Below are 17,659 nucleotides of genomic sequence, written 5' to 3'. Positions count from 1 at the left end.
TGATCAGCCCCGACACCGAACGGAGCATGACTTTGACCTCAACGGAACGCGCCATTGCCGCCGCCGAGGCCCACAGCGCGCACAACTACCATCCGCTTCCGGTCGTCGTCGCGTCCGCGGAGGGCGCCTGGATGACCGATGTCGAGGGGAGGCGGTACCTCGACATGCTCGCCGGGTACTCCGCGCTCAACTTCGGGCACGGCAACCGGCGGCTGATCGACGCCGCGAAGGCCCAGCTGGAGCGGGTCACGCTCACCTCCCGCGCGTTCCATCACGACCGCTTCGCCACCTTCTGCTCACAGCTGGCCGAGCTGTGCGGCATGGAGGTGGTGCTGCCCATGAACACGGGGGCGGAGGCGGTGGAGACGGCCGTGAAGACCGCCCGGAAGTGGGGCTATCGCGTCAAAGGTGTCCCGGACGGCCGGGCGAAGATCATCGTCGCGGACAACAACTTCCACGGCCGGACGACCACGATCATCAGCTTCTCCACCGACCTTGAGGCCCGGGCCGACTTCGGTCCGTACACGCCGGGCTTCGAGATCGTGCCGTACGGCGACCTGGCCGCGATGGAAGCGGCCCTGGACACCGCCGGCGAGGACGCGGTGGCCGTGCTGCTGGAGCCCATCCAGGGCGAGGCGGGGGTGTTGGTGCCGCCGTCCGGCTATCTGGCCGGCGTGCGGGAGCTGACCCGGGCGCGGAACGTGCTGTTCATCGCGGACGAGATCCAGTCCGGCCTGGGGCGCACCGGCAGGACCTTCGCGTGCGAGCACGAGGGCGTCGTCCCGGACGTCTATGTGCTGGGCAAGGCGCTCGGCGGCGGTGTGGTGCCGGTGTCGGCCGTGGTGTCCTCCCATGAGGTGCTCGGCGTGTACCGCCCGGGCGAGCACGGTTCCACCTTCGGCGGCAACCCCCTGGCCTGCGCGGTCGCGCTGGAGGTCATCGCCATACTGCGGACCGGCGAGTTCCAGCAGCGGGCGGCGGAGCTCGGCGAGCATCTGCACGGCGAGCTGAGGCTGCTGGTGGACAGCCCGGCGCACCGGGGCGGCGTACGGGCCGTGCGCGGGCGGGGGCTGTGGGCGGGGGTGGACATCGACCCCTCCCATGGCACCGGACGGCAGATCTCGGAGAAGCTCATGGACCGGGGGGTACTGGTCAAGGACACCCACGGGTCCACGATCCGGATCGCGCCCCCGCTGGTGATCAGCAAGGAGGACCTGGACTGGGGCCTGGAGCAACTGCGGGCTGTCCTGGCCGGGTGAGCGTCTGATCCAGGGCCGTCGGGCAGTGCTCGGCGGCCCCTCGCACGATCACATGCGGCAGAAAGCGCGCGCATTCGTCGGTACCCCACGCGCAGGCCATGCGTAGACCATGCGTAGCGCGACGGGAAAGCCTCACCCCGGAAGCGCCCGGTACAGCGCCTCCAGCGCGCCCGAGAAGGCGTGGTCGGGCGGGGTTCCGTAGCCGACCACCAGCGCGTCGCCCAGCACGTCGCCGGGTTCCCCGCCGGGGGACGCGCCTGACGCGTGCCGGAAGCGGGCCAGGCCGTCCATTGCCAGGCCCTGCCAGGCCGCGCCCTGCACCACGGACCGCTCGGTCCCCGGCGGGAGTTCAAGCACCGCGTGCAGCCCCGCCGCGATCCCCCTCACCCTCACCTGCGGGGCGCGCTCGGCGAGCGCCGCGATCAGCTGGTCACGCCGCCGCCGGTAGCGCAGCCGCATGCCGCGCACATGGCGGTCGTACGCCCCGGAGTCGAGGAACTCGGCGAGCGTCAGCTGGTCGAGACCGGCCGTCGGCCACTCCCCCGTCCCCTTGGCCGCCAGCAGGTCGTCCATCAGGTGGCCGGGCACCACCATCCAGGCCAGCCGCAGCGCGGGGGTCAGGCTCTTGCTCGATGTGCCCAGGTAGAGCACGCGCTCGGGGTCGAGCCCCTGGAGCGCCCCGACCGGGTTGCGGTCGTAGCGGAACTCCCCGTCGTAGTCGTCCTCCACCACAAGACCGCCGGTGCGGGAGGCCCAGTCGACGACGGCGGCGCGGCGGTCGGGGTGCAGGGACACCCCGGTCGGGAACTGGTGCGCCGGGGTGAGCAGCACGGTCCGTACGCCGGTGAGCCCGGCCAGCTCGTCGGTGCGGGCGCCGCGGCCGTCGACCGGCAGCGGCACGGTGCGCAGCCCGGCGCGGCGCATGACGTCCCAGTGGAGGTCAAGCCCGTACGACTCGACGGCCACATCGCGCTCGCCCGCGGCCCGCAGCACCCTGCTGAGGACGGCCAGGCCCTGTTTGAATCCCGCGCAGACCACGATCCGCTCCGGGTCGGTCCGCACCCCCCGGGCGCGCGCCAGATAGTCGGCGAGGGCGCGGCGCAGCTCGGGCCGCCCGCTCGGCCCGCCGTACGCGAAGGCGTCGTGCGGCGCCGCGGTCAGGGCCCGCCGGGCGGCGGTGAGCCAGGCCGCGCGAGGGAAGGACGAGACGTCGGGCGAGCCGGGCCGCAGGTCGTAGGTGGGGCGGCCGCCCGGCCCCGCGGTCGGCGGGGTGCGCGGGGGTGTGGGTTCGGGCGGTACGACGCGCCGGGCGACGCGGGTTCCCGAGCCCTGCCGGGCGGTGAGCCAGCCTTCGGCGACCAGCTCGCCGTAGGCGTCGGCGACGGTGTTACGGGCGATGCCGAGGTCGGCGGCGAGCGAGCGGGAGGAGGGCAGCCGGGTACCGGGCGCGAGCCGGCCGCCGCGTACGGCGTCGCGCAGGGACCGGATGAGCGCGGTGCGCACCCCGGTCGCGCCCCGCTCCGGCAGGTCCAGTCGCAGATCCAGATGCAGATCGGCGCCGGGCCCCGGCGGGGACCGCGGATGCGGCGCGGACGGGGGCTGCGGGGAAGTGGCCCATGGATCTTCCATGGAAATGGACCATACCCCTGGGCTACTGACGTCCTAGCGTGGGAGCCATGAGGACGATCAACGAGACACCCCAGAGCACCCATGAACACGGCCCCCGCATGCGGCTGGCGAAGCTGGCGCCCGAGTTCTACAAGGCGATGGTCGGCCTCGACGCGGCCGCCCGTAAGAGCCTCGATCCCACCCTCGTCGACCTCATCAAGGTCCGTGCGTCGCAGATCAACCACTGCGCCTTCTGCGTCCATATGCACACCCGGGACGCGCGCGAGGCGGGCGAGACCGAAGAGCGCCTGTACCTCCTCAGCGCCTGGGAGGAGGCGACGGGCCTTTTCACCGAGAAGGAGCGGGCGGCGCTCGCGCTGACCGAGGCCGTCACCGTGCTGACCGACGGCTTCGTCCCGGACGAGGTGTACGAGCGGGCGGCGGCCCACTTCGAGGAGGCCGAGCTGGCCCAGGTCATCGCCGCGATCATCGCCATCAACGCCTGGAACCGCATCGGCGTCACCACCCGCACGGTGCCGGGCAAGGCATGACCGGCGCGACGACTCTCCGCGCCCTGCACCACGGCAGGGCCCCCGGCGACCCGCTCGTCCTGCCGGGCCCCTGGGACGCGGCCACCGCCCGCGTCTTCGCCGCCGCGGGCTTCCCCGCGCTCGCCACGCCGAGCGCGGGGATCGCGGCCTCGCTGGGCTACCGGGACGGTGAGACTCCGGACGACGAGATGTTCGCCGCGGTCGCCCGGGTCGCCCGCGCCGTGGACGTGCCGGTGACGGCGGACATCGAGGACGGATACGGGCTCGGCCCCGCCGAGATCGTCGACCGGCTGCTGGAGGCCGGCGCCGCGGGGTGCAACCTGGAGGACGGCGACCGGGCGGCGGATGTGCTCAAGGACGCGCGGCGACACGCGGACTGGCTCGCGGAGGTCCGCGCCGCGGCGGGCGAAAGGCTGGTCATCAACGCCCGCGTCGATGTCTTCGTACGCGGCGGCGCCGGGGCGGACCCGGACCGGCTGGCCGAGGAGGCCATCGACCGCGGCCGGCGGTACGTGGCGGCGGGCGCCGACTGCGTCTACCCGATCTTCGCGCCCCCGCGACTGCTCCCCCGGCTCGCGGCCGGCATCGGCGCCCCGCTCAACGCGTTCGCCAAGCCGGACGGCCCCTCCGTCCGCGAACTCGGCGAACTGGGTGCGACGCGCGTCACGTTCGGCCCGGGCCACCTTCGCCAGGCGCTGGCGGCGGTGGAGGACATCGCCGAGCAGCTGCGCCAGGCGTAATACCGCATTCCCGACAAGAGAACCCGACAAGACAATACCGCTCTCCTGATTTCTCACCGCAAATCTGACCAATAACGCCAACCGGATTCCCGTGGCACATAAAGCGGCATATAAAGCCGCTGGACACGCCTGCGGGGCGGGGTTATCGTGCACTCGAAATCCCGCGAAAAGCGGAACAGAAATCGGGGAGCAATAAAAGAATGAACAATTTTATAGGGGAGCGCGGAGCGGACGAACGCCGGGGGGCCGGACGGCGGTTGGCGACCCGTGCGCTGCTGGCCACGGCGCTTTCCGTCGGCGCGCTGGCCGGTGCCGGGGCGGCGCAGGCCGATGAAAATCCGCCGACTCCGACCCCGAAGATTATCGGCGGCCATGACGCCACCGAAAACTACTCGTTCATCGTTTCCCTGCAGAAGGAAAGGAACGGGGACCCCGACGGTCACCGTTGCACCGGAGCCCTGATCCGCAAGGACTGGGTGGTGACCGCGGCGCACTGCGTCACCGAAGCGGGCACCGGCTCGGCCCCGTACACGGTCATGGACCCGGCGCTGTTCCACGTCCGGGTGGGCTCCAATGACCGGACCACGGGCGGCACCGTCGCGAAGATCAAGGACATCAAGGTCAACCCCGGGTGGCGGTTCCTCGAGGACAGCATCGGAGACGGCCACGACGTGGCGCTCCTCCAGCTCGACACCGCGCTGACCAACAAGCCGGTTTCCGTGGCGCCCACGTCGACCAAGGAGGGCACCGCGGTCCGGCAGATCGGCTGGGGCTACACCTCGACCGCTGATGTCGGCGACACGTCCAAGCTTCCGGTGAAGCTTCAGGAGCTCGACACCACGGTGCTCAACCCGAGCGCGGAAGAGTGCCGGGTGGACTCGTCGGGGGACGACTCGTGGGGCATCCGCGAGGGCGATGTGTGCACGGACAACCCGCAGGACACCTACGGCCCGTGCAACGGTGACTCCGGTTCGCCGCTGCTGAGGAAGGTCTACGGCCGCTGGCAGGTCGTCGGCGTGGACAGCCGGGGCATCGGCGACGTCTGCGGGTCGAGCCCCGACATCTACACCGGCCTCAACTACCACCGCTCCTGGCTGAACAGCGTCATCGGCTGAGCAGCGGTCCACGACACAGCCGCACGCCGATCGGCGTGCGGCTGTGCCCGTATCAGGACTGACGCCCCGTCAGGGCAGCCACTTCTTCCAGACCTCCGGGTGCTCCTTGACCCACTTCTCCGCCGCGTCCTGCGCCGAGAGCCCGTCCGAGGCGATCAACTCGGCGACCTCGTTCTGCTCCTTCTCGGACCAGTGGAACTTCTTCAGGAACGCCGCCGCCCTGCCGCCCTTCCTGGCGAAGTCCGCGTTGAGGTACTTCTGCAGCGGGGTGGTCGGATAGGCGCAGTCGATGGACTCGGGGTCCTCGGTGCCCTTCGTGGCGCACGCGTCCGTGTACTTCGGCAGCTTCACCTCGACCATCGGCACCTGGTTGAACAGCCACTGCGGCTCGTACCAGTAGGTCAGGAACGGCTTCTTCTCCTTGGCGAACTGCTTGATCTGGGTGATCTGCGCCGCCTCCGAACCCGCGAAGATGACCTGGTAGTCCAGGTCCAGATTCTTCACCAGGGCCTTGTCATTGGTGACATACGACGGCGAGCCGTCCATGAGCTGGCCCTTGCCGCCGCTTTCGGCCGTACGGAACGTCTTGGCGTACTTGTCGAGGTTCCGCCAGTCGGTGACGTCGGGATGCGCGTCGGCGAAGTACTTGGGGACGAACCAGCCGATGTGGCCGGTGACACCGAGATCACCGCCGCGCGCGATCGTCTTCTTGTCCTTGACGTAGCGCTGTTCCTGGTCCGGGTGGCCCCAGTCCTCCAGGATGGCGTCCACCCGCCCCTGGCTGAGCGCGTCCCAGGCGGGGATCTCGTCGACCTGGACGGTGTCGACGCGGTAGCCCAGCTCGTGGTCGAGGAGGTATTCGGCGACGGCGACATTGGCCTGCGCGCCGACCCAGGACTGGACGGACAGGGTGACGCTCTTGGCGCCGTCGGCGTTCGCGTACGGCGAGGACTGCTTGGTCATGTCCGCCGCGCCGCAGCCGGTCGCGGTGAGCAGCGCGGTGACCCCGGCGGCGGCCATCAGCAGCCGGGTGCGGGTACGAGGCCGGATGCGGGCACGAGGCCGGGTGCGGATACGAGCCATGTCAGGCCCCCTTCCTCGGGCGGCGCGCCGTCGGCTGCGTCACCCGGTCGAGCATCAGGCCCAGGCAGACGATCGCCACGCCCGCCACCAGGCCGGTCGCCAGATCGCCCTGGGCCAGGCCGAACAGCACGTCGTAGCCGAGCGCACCGGAGCCGACGAGGCCGCCGATGATGACGACGGCCAACACCAGCACCACGCCCTGGTTGACGGCGAGCAGCAGTGCCGGGCGGGCGAGCGGGAGCTGGACCTGGCGCAGCTGCTGGCCGCGCGTGGCGCCGAGCGAGCGGGCCGACTCCAGCGCGGCCGGGTCGACGTTGCGCAGGCCCTGGGTGGTGATGCGGATGACGGCGGGCAGGGCGTAGACGATGGCCGCGGCCGCCGCCGGGGCCCGTCCGATGCCGAACAGCGCGACCACCGGGATCAGGTACACGAACTGCGGCATGGTCTGGCAGACGTCGAGCACCGGGCGCAGCAGCCGCTCGAGGCGGGGCGAGCGCGCCGCCGCGATGCCGGTCGCGAAGCCGAGGACGAGCGTCACGGCGACGGCGGCCAGCACCTGCGAGAGGGTGTCCATGGCCGGGTCCCACACGCCGAGCACACCGATCGCGGCCATGGCCAGGACGGCGGTCAGGGCGGTGGCCCAGGTGCCGATCAGCCAGGCGAGCGCCGCGACGATCAGCAGCAGCGACCACCACGGGAGGCCCTGCAGCGCACCGCGCAGCGGGTCGAGGACATAGGTGACGTAGCCGGACGCCCAGTCGGCGGTGCCGCCGACGACCGGCACGCCGGAGTAGAGGTGGTCGACCATCCACTCCTTGGCGGTGTTGACGGGTTCGGCGATGGCGAGGATCCAGCCCTCCGGCCAGGTGGACGAGCCGGCGGCCCGCCCGGCCAGCGCCGCGGCGGCGGTGCCGGCCGCGACCCCCGCCCAGGCGTACCAGCCGCGCAGCCACCACGGGCCCGCCTCGCGGTCCGTGCCCAGGCGCAGCCCCGCGGCGGCGGTGGTGCGGTCCAGGACGACGGCGAGCAGCACGATCGGGATTCCGGCGGCGAGCGCCTTGCCCACGTCGACGGCCGACAGCGCCTGGTAGACGCGGTCACCGAGCCCGGCGCCGCCGATGACGGAGGCGATGACGGCCATCGACAGCGCCATCATGATCGTCTGGTTGACGCCGAGCAGCAGCTCCTTACGGGCCAGCGGCAGCCGGGCCGACAGCAGCCGCTGCCGGCCGGTGGCGCCCAGCGAGGCCACGGCCTCCATCACCCCGGCGTCCGCGTCGCGCAGCCCGAGCGCGGTCAGCCGGGCCATGGGCGGGGCGGCGTAGATGACGGTGGCCAGCACCGCGCCCGGTACGCCCATGCCGAAGATCAGCACGAAGGGCAGCAGATACGCGAAGGCCGGCAGTACCTGCATGGTGTCCAGCACCGGCCGCAGCGCCCGGTAAGCACGCTCCGAGAGCCCGCCGGCCAGCCCGAGCAGCATCCCGATGGCCACCGACGCGGCGACGGCGACGGCCATCAGCGCCAGGGTCTGCATGGTCGGCACCCACATCCCCAGCAGCCCGCACACCGCGAACGACACGGCGGCCAACGCCGCGATGCGCACCCCGGCGACCCGCCAGGCCAGCAGCGTCACGGCGGCGGTGACCCCGGCCCAGCCGAGGGCCAGCAGGGTCAGGTAGACGGCGCGGACGGAGACGATGACCGCGTTGCTGATGTGGCCGAGGAAGTAGAGGAAGAGCGGATGGCTGTCGCGGTTGTCGATGATCCAGTCGCTCGCCTTGCCCAGCGGCTCCGACACATCGACGGTCAGCGCGCCCGGCCAGCTGCCGCTGTGCCAGAGCGTGGCGGCGAGGGGCGCGAGGACGGCGGCGATCAGGGCGAGCAGGGCCAGCTTGCGGACGGCGGGGCGGCGGGCCACGGCGCGCAGCGCGCCCCGGGGCGCGTCGGCGGCGCCTTGGGCGGCTTTGGCGGGGGTGGTGGTCGCGACGGTCATACGCGCCTCCGCACGCCGGGCCGGGGTATGCGGGATACGCGCGAGGTCATGCCGGCGCCCCCTTCACCCGCAGTCCCGCCACCACCGCGAGCAACCGCTGATGGTCCACCACCCCCAGCAGCCGCGCGCCGTCCATGATCCGGGCCGGGCCGCCGGAGCGGGCGACGGCCTCGATGGCGGTGGCGATGGTCGCGTCGGGCGCGAGCGCGGGGCCGCTGTCCCGCTCGCCGTCCTCGGCGGCGCGCAGCGCGTTGCGCACGGTCAGCACCTGCTCGCGCGGCACATCGCGGACGAAGTCCCGTACGTACTCGTCGGCCGGGGAGCCGACGATCTCCTCGGGGGTGCCCAGCTGCACGATGCCGCCGTCGCGCATCAGCGCGATGCGGTCGCCGAGCCGCAGGGCCTCGCTCAGGTCGTGGGTGATGAAGACCATCGTGCGGCCCTCGTCGTGGTGCAGCCGGATCACCTCCTCCTGCATATCGCGCCGGATCAGCGGGTCGAGCGCGCTGAACGGCTCGTCGAAGAGCAGGACCTCGGGGTCGGCGGCGAGCGCGCGGGCCAGGCCCACACGCTGCTGCTGGCCGCCGGACAGCTGGCCGGGGCGGCGGCGCTCCAGGCCGGTGAGGCCGACCTTGGCCACCATCTCGGCGGCCTTGGCGCGGCGTTCGGCCTTGCCCATGCCCTGGATCTCCAGGCCGTAGGCGACGTTGTCGAGCACGGTGCGGTGCGGCAACAGCCCGAAGTGCTGGAAGACCATGGCGGCGCGGTGCCGGCGCAGCTCGCGCAGCCGCGCCTTGTCCATGGCCAGGACGTCCTCGCCGTCGATGTGGAGGGCGCCGGAGGTGGGCTCGATCAGCCGGGTCAGACAGCGTACGAGGGTGGACTTGCCGGAGCCGGACAGGCCCATGACGACGAAGACCTCACCCTGCCGCACCTCGAAGGACACATCGCGGACGGCAGCCGTGCAGCCCGTACGGCGGCGCAGCTCGTCGGCGGGCAGGTCGGCGGCGGGCGAGCCGGGGACGCGGTCGGCCTTGGGGCCGAAAACCTTCCACAGGCCGCGCACGGAGAACACCGGCGTCGCCGCGCCGTCCGGCCCGGGCGCGGGGGTCGGGGGCTGGGGCTCGATCGTCTCGGTCGCGGTCATCACGCCTCACCTCCGCCGTTCGGCAGTGCCTGGTCCCGCTTGCGCTCCCGTACGAGCAGTTCCGCGCATTTCTCGCCGACCATCATCACTCCGATCATCGGGTTGACGGCGGGCATGGTCGGGAAGACGGACGCGTCGGCGATCCGGATGCCCTTGAGCCCCCGGATCCGCAGGTCCGGGTCGACCACGGCCAGTCCGTCGGAGGCCGCGCCCATCCGGCAGGTGCCCGCCGGGTGGTAGACGGTGTGCGCGACCTTGCGGGCGTATTCGCTGAGCTCCTCGTCCGAGGTGATCTCGGGCCCGGGGCACACCTCGCGTTTCAGCCAGCCCGCCAGCGGCTCGGTCTTCGCTATCTCGCGGGCGATGCGGATGCCGTCCACGAGGGTGCGGCCGTCGTAGTCCTCCTCGTCCGTGAAGTAGCGGAAGTCCAGGGCGGGTTTCACGGACGGGTCGGCGCTGGTGAGGTAGAGGCGGCCGCGGCTGCGGGGCTTGGGGATGTTCGGGGTCATCGACACGCCGTGCTCGGGCCTTTCGTAGCCCAGCCGCTCGGGGTTGTCGGTGAACGGGATCTGGTAGAAGTGGAACATCAGGTCCGGGCCCTGCGCGCCGGGGTCGCGCCGGACGAACAGGCCCGCGTCCGAATCCATCGCCGAGTTCTCGGGGATCGGGCCGTCCGTCTCCCAGACGATCACCGACTCGGGGTGGTCGAGCAGGTTCTCGCCGACACCCGCCAGATCGTGCACGACGGGGATGCCGAGCGCCTCCAGATCGCGCCGGGGCCCGATGCCGGAGTGCAGCAGCAACCGCGGGGTGTCCACGGCACCCGCGCAGACCAGCACCTCGCGCCCCGCCTCGACCAGGAGTTCCGCGCCGTCCTCGGTGCGGACCCGCACCCCCGTCGCCCGGCCGGACTCGTCCAGCTCCAGCCGGTACGCCCAGGTCTCCAGCATCAGCTGGAGGTTCGGCCGGTCCAGGAAGGGGTGCAGATAGGCGACGGAGGCGGAGGACCGCTTGTTGTTCTCCGGGTGGTAGGCGAGGTCGAAGAAGCCGACGCCCTCGTGGAAGGGCTCCTTGTTGAACCCCTCCACACGCGGCACGCCGAGCGCCGCCTGCGCGGCATCGACGAAGTCGCGGGCGATGGCGTTCCGGTCCCTCTCGTCGACCGGCACGATGTTGTTGCGCAGCCGCGCGAAGTACGGGTCCATGGAGGCGGCGTCCCAGCCGTCCGCGCCCGCCTTCGCCCACTCGTCCCAGTCGCCCGGCAGCGGCTTGAAGGAGATGAGGGTGTTGTGCGAGGAGCAGCCGCCGAGCACCCGGGCCCGGCTGTGCCGGATATGCGAATTGCCCCGTGGCTGCTCGGTGGTGGGGTAGTCGTAGTCCAGTTCACCGCCGAGCAGGCCGAGCCAGCGGCGCAGGGTCAGCACCTCGGGCCGGTCCACATCGGACGGCCCGCCCTCGATGACGGCGACGCGGATGTCCGGGTCCTCGGTGAGCCGGGAGGCGATCACCGATCCCGCGGTGCCGCCGCCGATGACGACATAGTCGAAATGATCGATCGCATCAGGTACGGACATGGGGTTACTCCTCGCGGCCCGGACCGAGGCCCGGGTGTGGGGGCGTACATACGTGGGGCGTACGCACGGGGTGGGGGTGTGGGGACGGGATCGGGGACGTACGGGGGTTGGGGACGTACAGAGGCGGGGGCGGGACGGTGTGTGCGGGGGGATGGGGAGGGGGTGGCGGGCGTACGGCTCAGCCGGCGAACCAGCGGACCGGGGCGGGCCGCAGGTTCTCGTAGACGTGCTTGGTCTCGCGGTATTCGGCCAGGCCAGAGGGGCCAAGCTCGCGTCCGATACCGGACTTGCCGAAACCGCCCCACTCCGCCTGCGGAAGGTAGGGGTGGTAGTCGTTGATCCATACGGTGCCGTGCCGCAGCCGCCCCGCGACGCGCCGAGCCCGCGCGGTGTCGCGGGACCAGACGGCACCCGCGAGCCCGTACTCCGTGTCGTTGGCGAGCGCGATGGCCTCGTCCTCGGTGCGGAAGGACTCGACGGTGAGAATCGGGCCGAAGGTCTCCTCCCGCACCACCCGCATCTCGCGGTGGCACTGGTCGAGGATCGTCGGCAGGTAGAAGTAGCCGGTCGCGGGGCGGACGTCGGACGGCTCGGGCTGTGCGCCGCCGCAGCGCAGCAGCGCGCCCTCCTCCAGCGCGGAGGCGACATACGCCTCGGCCTTGTCGAGCTGCCCCGCCGATACGAGCGGGCCGCACTCGACGCCGGACTCGGTGCCGCGCCCCAGCTTGATCTTCTCGGCCCGGCGGGCGAGCTCGGCGACGAACCGCTCGCGCACGGACTCCTCAATGATCAGCCGGGCCCCGGCGGAGCAGACCTGGCCGCTGTGGATGAAGGCGGCGTTGAGGGCCTGGTCGACGGCGGTGTCAAAGCCCTCGGCGGTGTCGCAGGCGTCGGCGAAGACGACATTGGGGTTCTTGCCGCCGAGCTCGAGCGCGACCTTCTTCACGCCCGGCGCGGCCGCCTCCATCACCTTCGTACCGCTGGTCAGGCCGCCGGTGAAGGACACCAGGTCCACATCGGGGTGCTCGGCCATCCGGGCGCCGACGGGGTCCCCGGCGCCGGTCACCAGATTGCCGGCCCCGGCCGGCAGCCCGGCCTCGACCAGCAGCTCCATCAGACACATCGTCGACAGCGGAGTCAGCTCGCTGGGCTTCACGACAAAGGTGTTGCCCGCGGCGAGCGCCGGGGCGATCTTCCAGCTGGCCTGCAGCAGCGGGTAGTTCCAGGGGGTGATCAGCGCGCAGACGCCCACCGGCTCATGCACGACCACGCTGTGCACATCCTTGGTGCCCGCGTCGACCACGCGCCCGGCCGACTCGCCGACGACCAGCTGGGCGAAGTAGCGGAAGGCGTTGGTGACGTCGTCGACGTCGACCCGCCCCTCTTCGAGCGTCTTGCCGGTGTCACGGCTTTCGAGCAGCGCGATCTTCTCGCGGTCGCGCTGCAGAAGATCGGCGACGCGGCGCAGCAGCGCCGCCCGCTCGGCCACGGGCGTATGCGGCCAGGGGCCCGTGTCAAAGGCGCGGCGGGCGGCGGCGACGGCCGCGTCGGCGTCCTCGGCGCCGCCTTCGGATACGACCGCGAGGGTCTTGGCGTCGGCGGGGTCGAGGACCTCCCGCTGCGCGCCGGACGCGGCGGCACGCCACGCCCCGTCCACATGAATGGTCTCGACTGCCGACACGTCTGCTCTGCCTTCCGGTGTTACGGAACTCGCGCCGCCGGCCACGCCGGCAACGCGGAGCCCCTCCCCGAAAGGCCCGGACCTATGCGTGATTGTCGTTCGAAAGTGGTCAGGCTCACGTGGTCACAAGCCGTACGCGTTCGTACACAGGCGCTCATTCCGTGGGCAGGAGCTCACAGAGATGGGCGAGGAGCGCGCCAAGTCAGGGGGCGCGCGGACCTCAGCGGGCCACGCGCTCGTCGGTGCCGGGCACCTTGGCGGTGCTGATGGCGATGCGGTTCCAGGTGTTGATGGTGAAGATCAGGGCGAGCAGCCGGGCCAGGGTGGCCTCGTCGAAGTGGGCGGCCGCGCGGGCGTAGACCTCGTCACTCACCCCACCCTGGGAGACCAGGGTGACGGCCTCGGCCAGGTCGAGCGCCGCCCGCTCCTCCGGGGTGAAGAAGTGGGCCGCCTCCCGCCACACCGCGACCATGTGCAGCCGCTCCTCGCTCTCCCCGGCCTTGCGGGCGTCCGCGGTGTGCATGTGCAGGCAGTACGCACAGCCGTTGAGCTGCGAGGAGCGGATCTGGACCAGCTCGACCAGCGCGGGGTCGAGGCCCTCGCGGGCGGCGGCGTCGAAGCCGATCAGGGCCTTGAACGCCTTCGGGGCGGCCTTGGCGAAGTTGACTCGGGGTGCGTGGTCGCTCGCGTTGTCGTTCGTCATGACCACGAATCTATGACCGCGATAGACCAGAGGCAGGGTGCATTCCCGTGACTGTTTCATGGGTCAATTTGATGCATCACGTCAGCTCAGGCGGAAGGAGTCGACGGCGGCCTGCTGGATCTCCTGCTGTCCGGCGCGGTCGCCGGCCGGGCCGATGACCAGGATGGCGTACATCGTGCCGTCGGACGCGGTGAAGCGGTGGTCGAGGACGCGCCGGGAGCCGCCGTACTTCTCGCTGTCGTACGTGTACTCCAGCCCCGCCGGGTCCATGGCGCCCTGCCCGATCCGCTCCAGGGCGATCCGCTCATAGCCCCGCTGGCGCGCGGCTAGCCGCTCGGCTTCCTGCGCCGACTCGTACGGCGTCCCCTCCGGGCCGTGCAGCTCGAAGATCTGCACCATGGTCGCCTGATCGGACGAGGTGTAGAAGACGCTCGGGCCCTCAACGGTGCGCCGCCAGCCATCCGGGACGGCGAGGGTGAAGCCCGCCGGGTCCTCCTCCGCACGGAAGCCGGCGGGCGGGGACGCGGAGGGCCCGGCGGACGGAGACAGAGACGGGGACTCCTCCGGGGACCCGGACGGCGGCTCGGACGGGCCCGCCGACGGGGAGGCCGACGGGGCGCCGGACTCCTGGCCGGGGACCGGAGAGGCGTCGTCCGGCGATGACCCGTCCGTGTCCGACGGCCCGGGCAGCGCGCTCTCACCGGCCCCGGGGACGGGGCCCGCCCGGTACCCGGCCTCGCCGTCGCTCCCGAACGCCACCCATCCGGCGAACGCGAGCGCGCCGCACAGCACCACCGCCACGGCGGCCACCCGCAGACCCCGCCGCGCGTCGCCGACCGATGGAGGCACGGGCACGCCGCCACCGTCCATCCACTCCGGCCGCTCCCCGTCCGCGTCACTCATCCAAGCCCCCCGATATTCGAATTCTTCCGCGCAGATGGCGGGTTGACCGAGCTACGTCTCAGCCGCCCAGCAGCGCGCCGACCGCCTGCCCCAGGGCCACGCCGGACGCCAGCATGCCGATGCTCGCGCTCATGTCCTGGAGCAGCGCTCGGAGCCGGGCGAGGCGGCCGGGGGCCGCCGCCCCGGTGCGCTGGATCTCCTCCTCGGTCTCGGACAGCTCGTCCGCCAGCGCGCTGACCTCGGGGCTCGCGACAAGCCGGCCGAGATCCTCGCCGAGCTGCCGCACGGCCTCCAGCAACTGCTCGTACGCGGGGTCGCACGGGGCCGCCTCCCCCCGCACATTCACGATGTAGTTGTGGTCGCCGATGCCGACGGCGCCGCCGCGCACACTGCCGATGTGGATGTCGCCGTACGCGCGTCCACCCGCCCCGGCAGCCTCTGTCTCAGGCTCCCCGCCCGTGTCCTTCGCCATGCTCTCCCCCCGGGGCCGGCGTCAACTCTCACCGGCAACTCATCCCAAAGTAGGGGAAGCTGAGCCACAGCCATAGAGAAATGACAAAAGGGCCACCCTCCGGAGTGAATACCGGAAGGCGGCCCTTCAGATAGCGGGCGAGCGGCCGTCAGATCAGGCCGAGGCCGCGCACGGCGTCGCGCTCCTCCTCCAGCTCCTTCACCGACGCGTCGATGCGGGTGCGCGAGAAGTCGTTGATCTCCAGGCCCTGGACGATCTCGAACTTGCCGTCCTTGGCGGTCACCGGGAAGGACGAGATGAGGCCCTCCGGCACGCCGTACGAGCCGTCGGAGACCACACCGGCGGAGGTCCAGTCCCCGGCCGGGGTGCCGTTGACCCAGGTGTACACGTGGTCGATGGCGGCATTGGCGGCGGAGGCGGCCGACGAGGCGCCACGCGCCTCGATGATCGCGGCGCCGCGCTTGGCGACGGTCGGGATGAACGTCTCGGCCAGCCACTGCTCGTCGTTCACGACCTCGGCGGCGTTCTTGCCCGCGACCTCGGCGTGGAAGACGTCCGGGTACTGGGTGGCGGAGTGGTTGCCCCAGATCGTGAGCTTGGCGATCTCCGAGACCGGGACGCCGGTCTTCTTGGAGAGCTGCGAGAGGGCGCGGTTGTGGTCCAGGCGGGTCATCGCGGTGAAACGCTCGGCCGGTACGTCCGGGGCGGCGGCCTGGGCGATGAGCGCGTTGGTGTTCGCCGGGTTGCCGACGACCAGAACCTTGATGTCGTCCGCGGCGTGGTCGTTGATGGCCTTGCCCTGCGGCTTGAAGATGCCGCCGTTGGCCTCCAGCAGGTCGCCGCGCTCCATGCCCTTCGTCCGCGGCCGGGCGCCGACCAGGAGCGCCACGTTCGCGCCGTTGAAGGCCACGTTCGGGTCGTCGCTGATGTCGATGCCCTGAAGCAGCGGGAAGGCGCAGTCGTCGAGCTCCATCGCGGTGCCCTCGGCGGCCTTCAGGCCCTGCGGGATCTCCAGGAGGTTCAGCTTGACCGGCACGTCCGCGCCGAGGAGCTGGCCGGAGGCGATGCGGAAGAGCAGCGCGTAGCCGATCTGGCCGGCCGCGCCGGTGACGGTGACATTGACGGGAGTGCGGGTCATGGCGGTCTCCTGCGCTGTGTTTTCTGTCGATCTCTTGGTGTCGAGATACCGGCGTCAGGCTATCCGACGAGGAAACACGGGGCCCCGGGGGCCACTGTGTAACTGCTCACCGCCGACAGACAAGACCCGGCGACAGACAGGCCGGGCCCGCACTCGGCCCCTGACCCGAGCGGGTCCAAGACCGGCATTCGGCGGCCGCCTGCCTCAAGGAGGGGGAGTAGCAGGCGGCCGCCACGGTGCCATGCCGCACCCGTGGGGGGGTTGGCGTGCGCCTGCCCCGATTCGGCGAGCGCATTCCCCCCGACGCGGATATTCCTTGGAGGTCCCTCGAACGAGGGCCCTCACGGGGGGGCACGCTACGGCGCGCTGGTGCGAGCCGTAGCGTTGGCGCGCCCCGCGGCCGTCGCGGTGCAGCCGCGCTGTCCGGTGGTGAGAGTGGCGCAGGCCTTGGCGCGGGCGGCGGAGCCGACCGCGATCATCCGGGTGTAGGCGTCGCCGTCGGCGTTGACCTTGCCGTTCTTGGTGCGCGCCGGTCCGACCGCGCCCTGGGCGGGCGCGGTCACCTGTAACCGGTCGCCGGGGGCGGCCTTGGTGATCCGGGCCCACGCCGCGCCGCACACCTTGCTGTAGCGCACCTCGACATACGCGCCGGCCACGGTCACGCTCGCGGTCGTCCTGGCGTACGCGCCACCGCACCCCATGGCCTCGGGGTCCTCGCCGGTGCACTCCTGGCCGGCGCACTTCACCCCGCTGGGCAGGCTGGGGCCGGTGGTCGTGGCCCGCCCCGGCGTCGGGGCCTTGGCCCGCTCGCCGGCCCGGCCACCCGGGTTGACCAGGAGGACCGCCGCCGCGCCCATGAGCAACACCCCGACCGCCGTGGCGACGAACAGCGGGACGCGTCGACGGCGCCCGTCCGGCGACGGCGCCCCGTCGCCGCGCTCGCCCGCGCGCGGCGGGCCCGGCTGATCGGGCGGCTCAGGAAGCGAGGCCGGGGCGGCGGAGACGAGCGGAGGGTCCGCCACGGGCGGCACGGGCGGCACGGCAGCAGCCCTGCGCACCGCCGCCTCAGCGCGGGGCGTCTCAGCGCAGGGCGTCTCGGCACGGTCTGCACGGGTCCACTCGGCCCCGGTCTCCACCGCCGTCCGGCCGTTCGTCGGCTGCGGCGGCGGGCTCGTCTCCCCCAACGCGGCCCGCGCCCGCGCGACCCTGATCTCCTCCATCGTGACGTCGTGCCGTAACTCGGACCGGCTCCACGCGCGCTCCGCCAGCTCCCACAGGGCGCTCAGATGTTCGACGTCCGTGCCCATCGCCTCGGCCAGCGCCACCGCGGCGCCCTGCGGCGGCAGCAGACGGCCGTTGAGATAGCGCTCCCAGGACGTCTTGCTGTAGCCGGTGCGGTCGGCGACCGCGACGAGGCTCAGCTCGCTGTGCTCGACAAGCCTGCGCAGGTGCCCGACGAACTCCCGAACCTGCGGATCGAGCTCCTCCGGCAGCTCCCTCCAACGAGGCATTGCCTCCCCCTGTTCCCCCCGTGCATCCGTGAACTTCCCGTGCCCTGCCCCCGGTTGGGCGCCCCCGACAGTCCCGGATCCGTTACCCAGGGAGATGCCCCGCCCAAGGATGACAGTTCCCCAGCAGGGGCGCACCGGAGCATTCCGGACCTGGGCGCGCTCCGTATGCGCCTCTATA

The 17,659-nt window shown here is 72.0% G+C and carries 15 protein-coding genes; 4 read left to right on the top strand and 11 right to left on the bottom strand.

Annotated features, from left to right (window positions below):
- The first annotated feature begins 32 nt into the window (after positions 1-32).
- Complete coding sequence (rocD, locus tag PV419_RS17655; RefSeq protein WP_319690017.1) at positions 33-1,259, top strand: ornithine--oxo-acid transaminase; 1,227 nt, start codon at positions 33-35, stop codon at positions 1,257-1,259.
- Between the two features lie 132 nt (positions 1,260-1,391).
- On the opposite strand, the gene PV419_RS17650 is transcribed toward rocD, so the two are convergent.
- Positions 1,392-2,888, bottom strand: coding sequence for a PLP-dependent aminotransferase family protein (locus PV419_RS17650; protein ID WP_319689659.1), 1,497 nt, complete (start codon positions 2,886-2,888; stop codon positions 1,392-1,394).
- A 47-nt stretch (positions 2,889-2,935) separates the two neighbouring features.
- On the opposite strand from PV419_RS17650, the gene PV419_RS17645 reads away from it, so the two are divergent.
- From PV419_RS17645 to PV419_RS17635, 3 genes are all read left to right on the top strand, one after another.
- Positions 2,936-3,418, top strand: a complete 483-nt coding sequence (locus PV419_RS17645) for a carboxymuconolactone decarboxylase family protein (RefSeq protein ID WP_319689658.1) — start codon at positions 2,936-2,938, stop codon at positions 3,416-3,418.
- Entirely contained in the window at positions 3,415-4,158 is a 744-nt protein-coding gene (locus PV419_RS17640; RefSeq protein ID WP_319689656.1) for an isocitrate lyase/phosphoenolpyruvate mutase family protein, read from the top strand. Before PV419_RS17645 ends, PV419_RS17640 begins: the two co-directional genes overlap by 4 nt.
- A gap of 200 nt (positions 4,159-4,358) precedes the next feature.
- A complete protein-coding gene (locus PV419_RS17635; RefSeq protein WP_319689654.1) occupies positions 4,359-5,273 on the top strand; it encodes a serine protease in 915 nt (304 codons plus the stop codon).
- A 69-nt stretch (positions 5,274-5,342) separates the two neighbouring features.
- Here PV419_RS17635 and PV419_RS17630 read toward each other — a convergent pair whose 3' ends face one another.
- The 10 genes from PV419_RS17630 to PV419_RS17585 all read right to left on the bottom strand — a co-directional run bounded on the left by PV419_RS17630 (position 5,343) and on the right by PV419_RS17585 (position 17,481).
- Complete coding sequence (locus tag PV419_RS17630) at positions 5,343-6,356, bottom strand: ABC transporter substrate-binding protein (protein WP_319689653.1); 1,014 nt, start codon at positions 6,354-6,356, stop codon at positions 5,343-5,345.
- 1 nt (position 6,357) lies between these two features.
- A complete protein-coding gene (locus tag PV419_RS17625) occupies positions 6,358-8,352 on the bottom strand; it encodes an ABC transporter permease (protein ID WP_319689651.1) in 1,995 nt (664 codons plus the stop codon).
- Between the two features lie 46 nt (positions 8,353-8,398).
- Positions 8,399-9,499 carry a glycine betaine/L-proline ABC transporter ATP-binding protein gene (locus PV419_RS17620; RefSeq protein ID WP_319689649.1) on the bottom strand — a complete coding sequence of 367 codons (1,101 nt, stop codon included), beginning with the start codon at positions 9,497-9,499 and terminating at the stop codon, positions 8,399-8,401.
- Positions 9,499-11,073, bottom strand: coding sequence for a GMC family oxidoreductase (locus PV419_RS17615; protein WP_319689647.1), 1,575 nt, complete (start codon positions 11,071-11,073; stop codon positions 9,499-9,501). The genes PV419_RS17620 and PV419_RS17615 overlap by 1 nt, the downstream gene beginning before the upstream one ends.
- 178 nt (positions 11,074-11,251) lie before the next feature.
- On the bottom strand, positions 11,252-12,754 hold the full coding sequence (locus tag PV419_RS17610; RefSeq protein ID WP_319689645.1) for an aldehyde dehydrogenase family protein: 1,503 nt from the start codon (positions 12,752-12,754) through the stop codon (positions 11,252-11,254).
- Positions 12,755-12,974: 220 nt separating this feature from the next.
- Entirely contained in the window at positions 12,975-13,457 is a 483-nt protein-coding gene (locus PV419_RS17605) for a carboxymuconolactone decarboxylase family protein (RefSeq protein ID WP_319689643.1), read from the bottom strand.
- Between the two features lie 81 nt (positions 13,458-13,538).
- Positions 13,539-14,360 carry a serine/arginine repetitive matrix protein 2 gene (locus tag PV419_RS17600; RefSeq protein WP_319689642.1) on the bottom strand — a complete coding sequence of 274 codons (822 nt, stop codon included), beginning with the start codon at positions 14,358-14,360 and terminating at the stop codon, positions 13,539-13,541.
- A 58-nt stretch (positions 14,361-14,418) separates the two neighbouring features.
- Complete coding sequence (locus PV419_RS17595; RefSeq protein WP_319689641.1) at positions 14,419-14,832, bottom strand: hypothetical protein; 414 nt, start codon at positions 14,830-14,832, stop codon at positions 14,419-14,421.
- Between the two features lie 148 nt (positions 14,833-14,980).
- Positions 14,981-15,970: a malate dehydrogenase gene (locus PV419_RS17590; protein WP_319689640.1), complete on the bottom strand. Its 990-nt coding sequence runs from the start codon at positions 15,968-15,970 to the stop codon at positions 14,981-14,983.
- Between the two features lie 356 nt (positions 15,971-16,326).
- Positions 16,327-17,481 (bottom strand): DUF2690 domain-containing protein, encoded by a 1,155-nt coding sequence (locus PV419_RS17585; protein WP_319689638.1) that lies wholly within the window; start codon positions 17,479-17,481, stop codon positions 16,327-16,329.
- Positions 17,482-17,659 lie beyond the last annotated feature (178 nt).

Origin of the sequence: Streptomyces sp. ME19-01-6 (assembly GCF_033793745.1) — a bacterium.
Classification (GTDB): Bacteria; Actinomycetota; Actinomycetes; order Streptomycetales; family Streptomycetaceae; genus Streptomyces.
The sequence above is the reverse complement of the archived record's forward strand: the minus strand, read 5'-3'. Positions and strand labels throughout refer to the sequence as shown.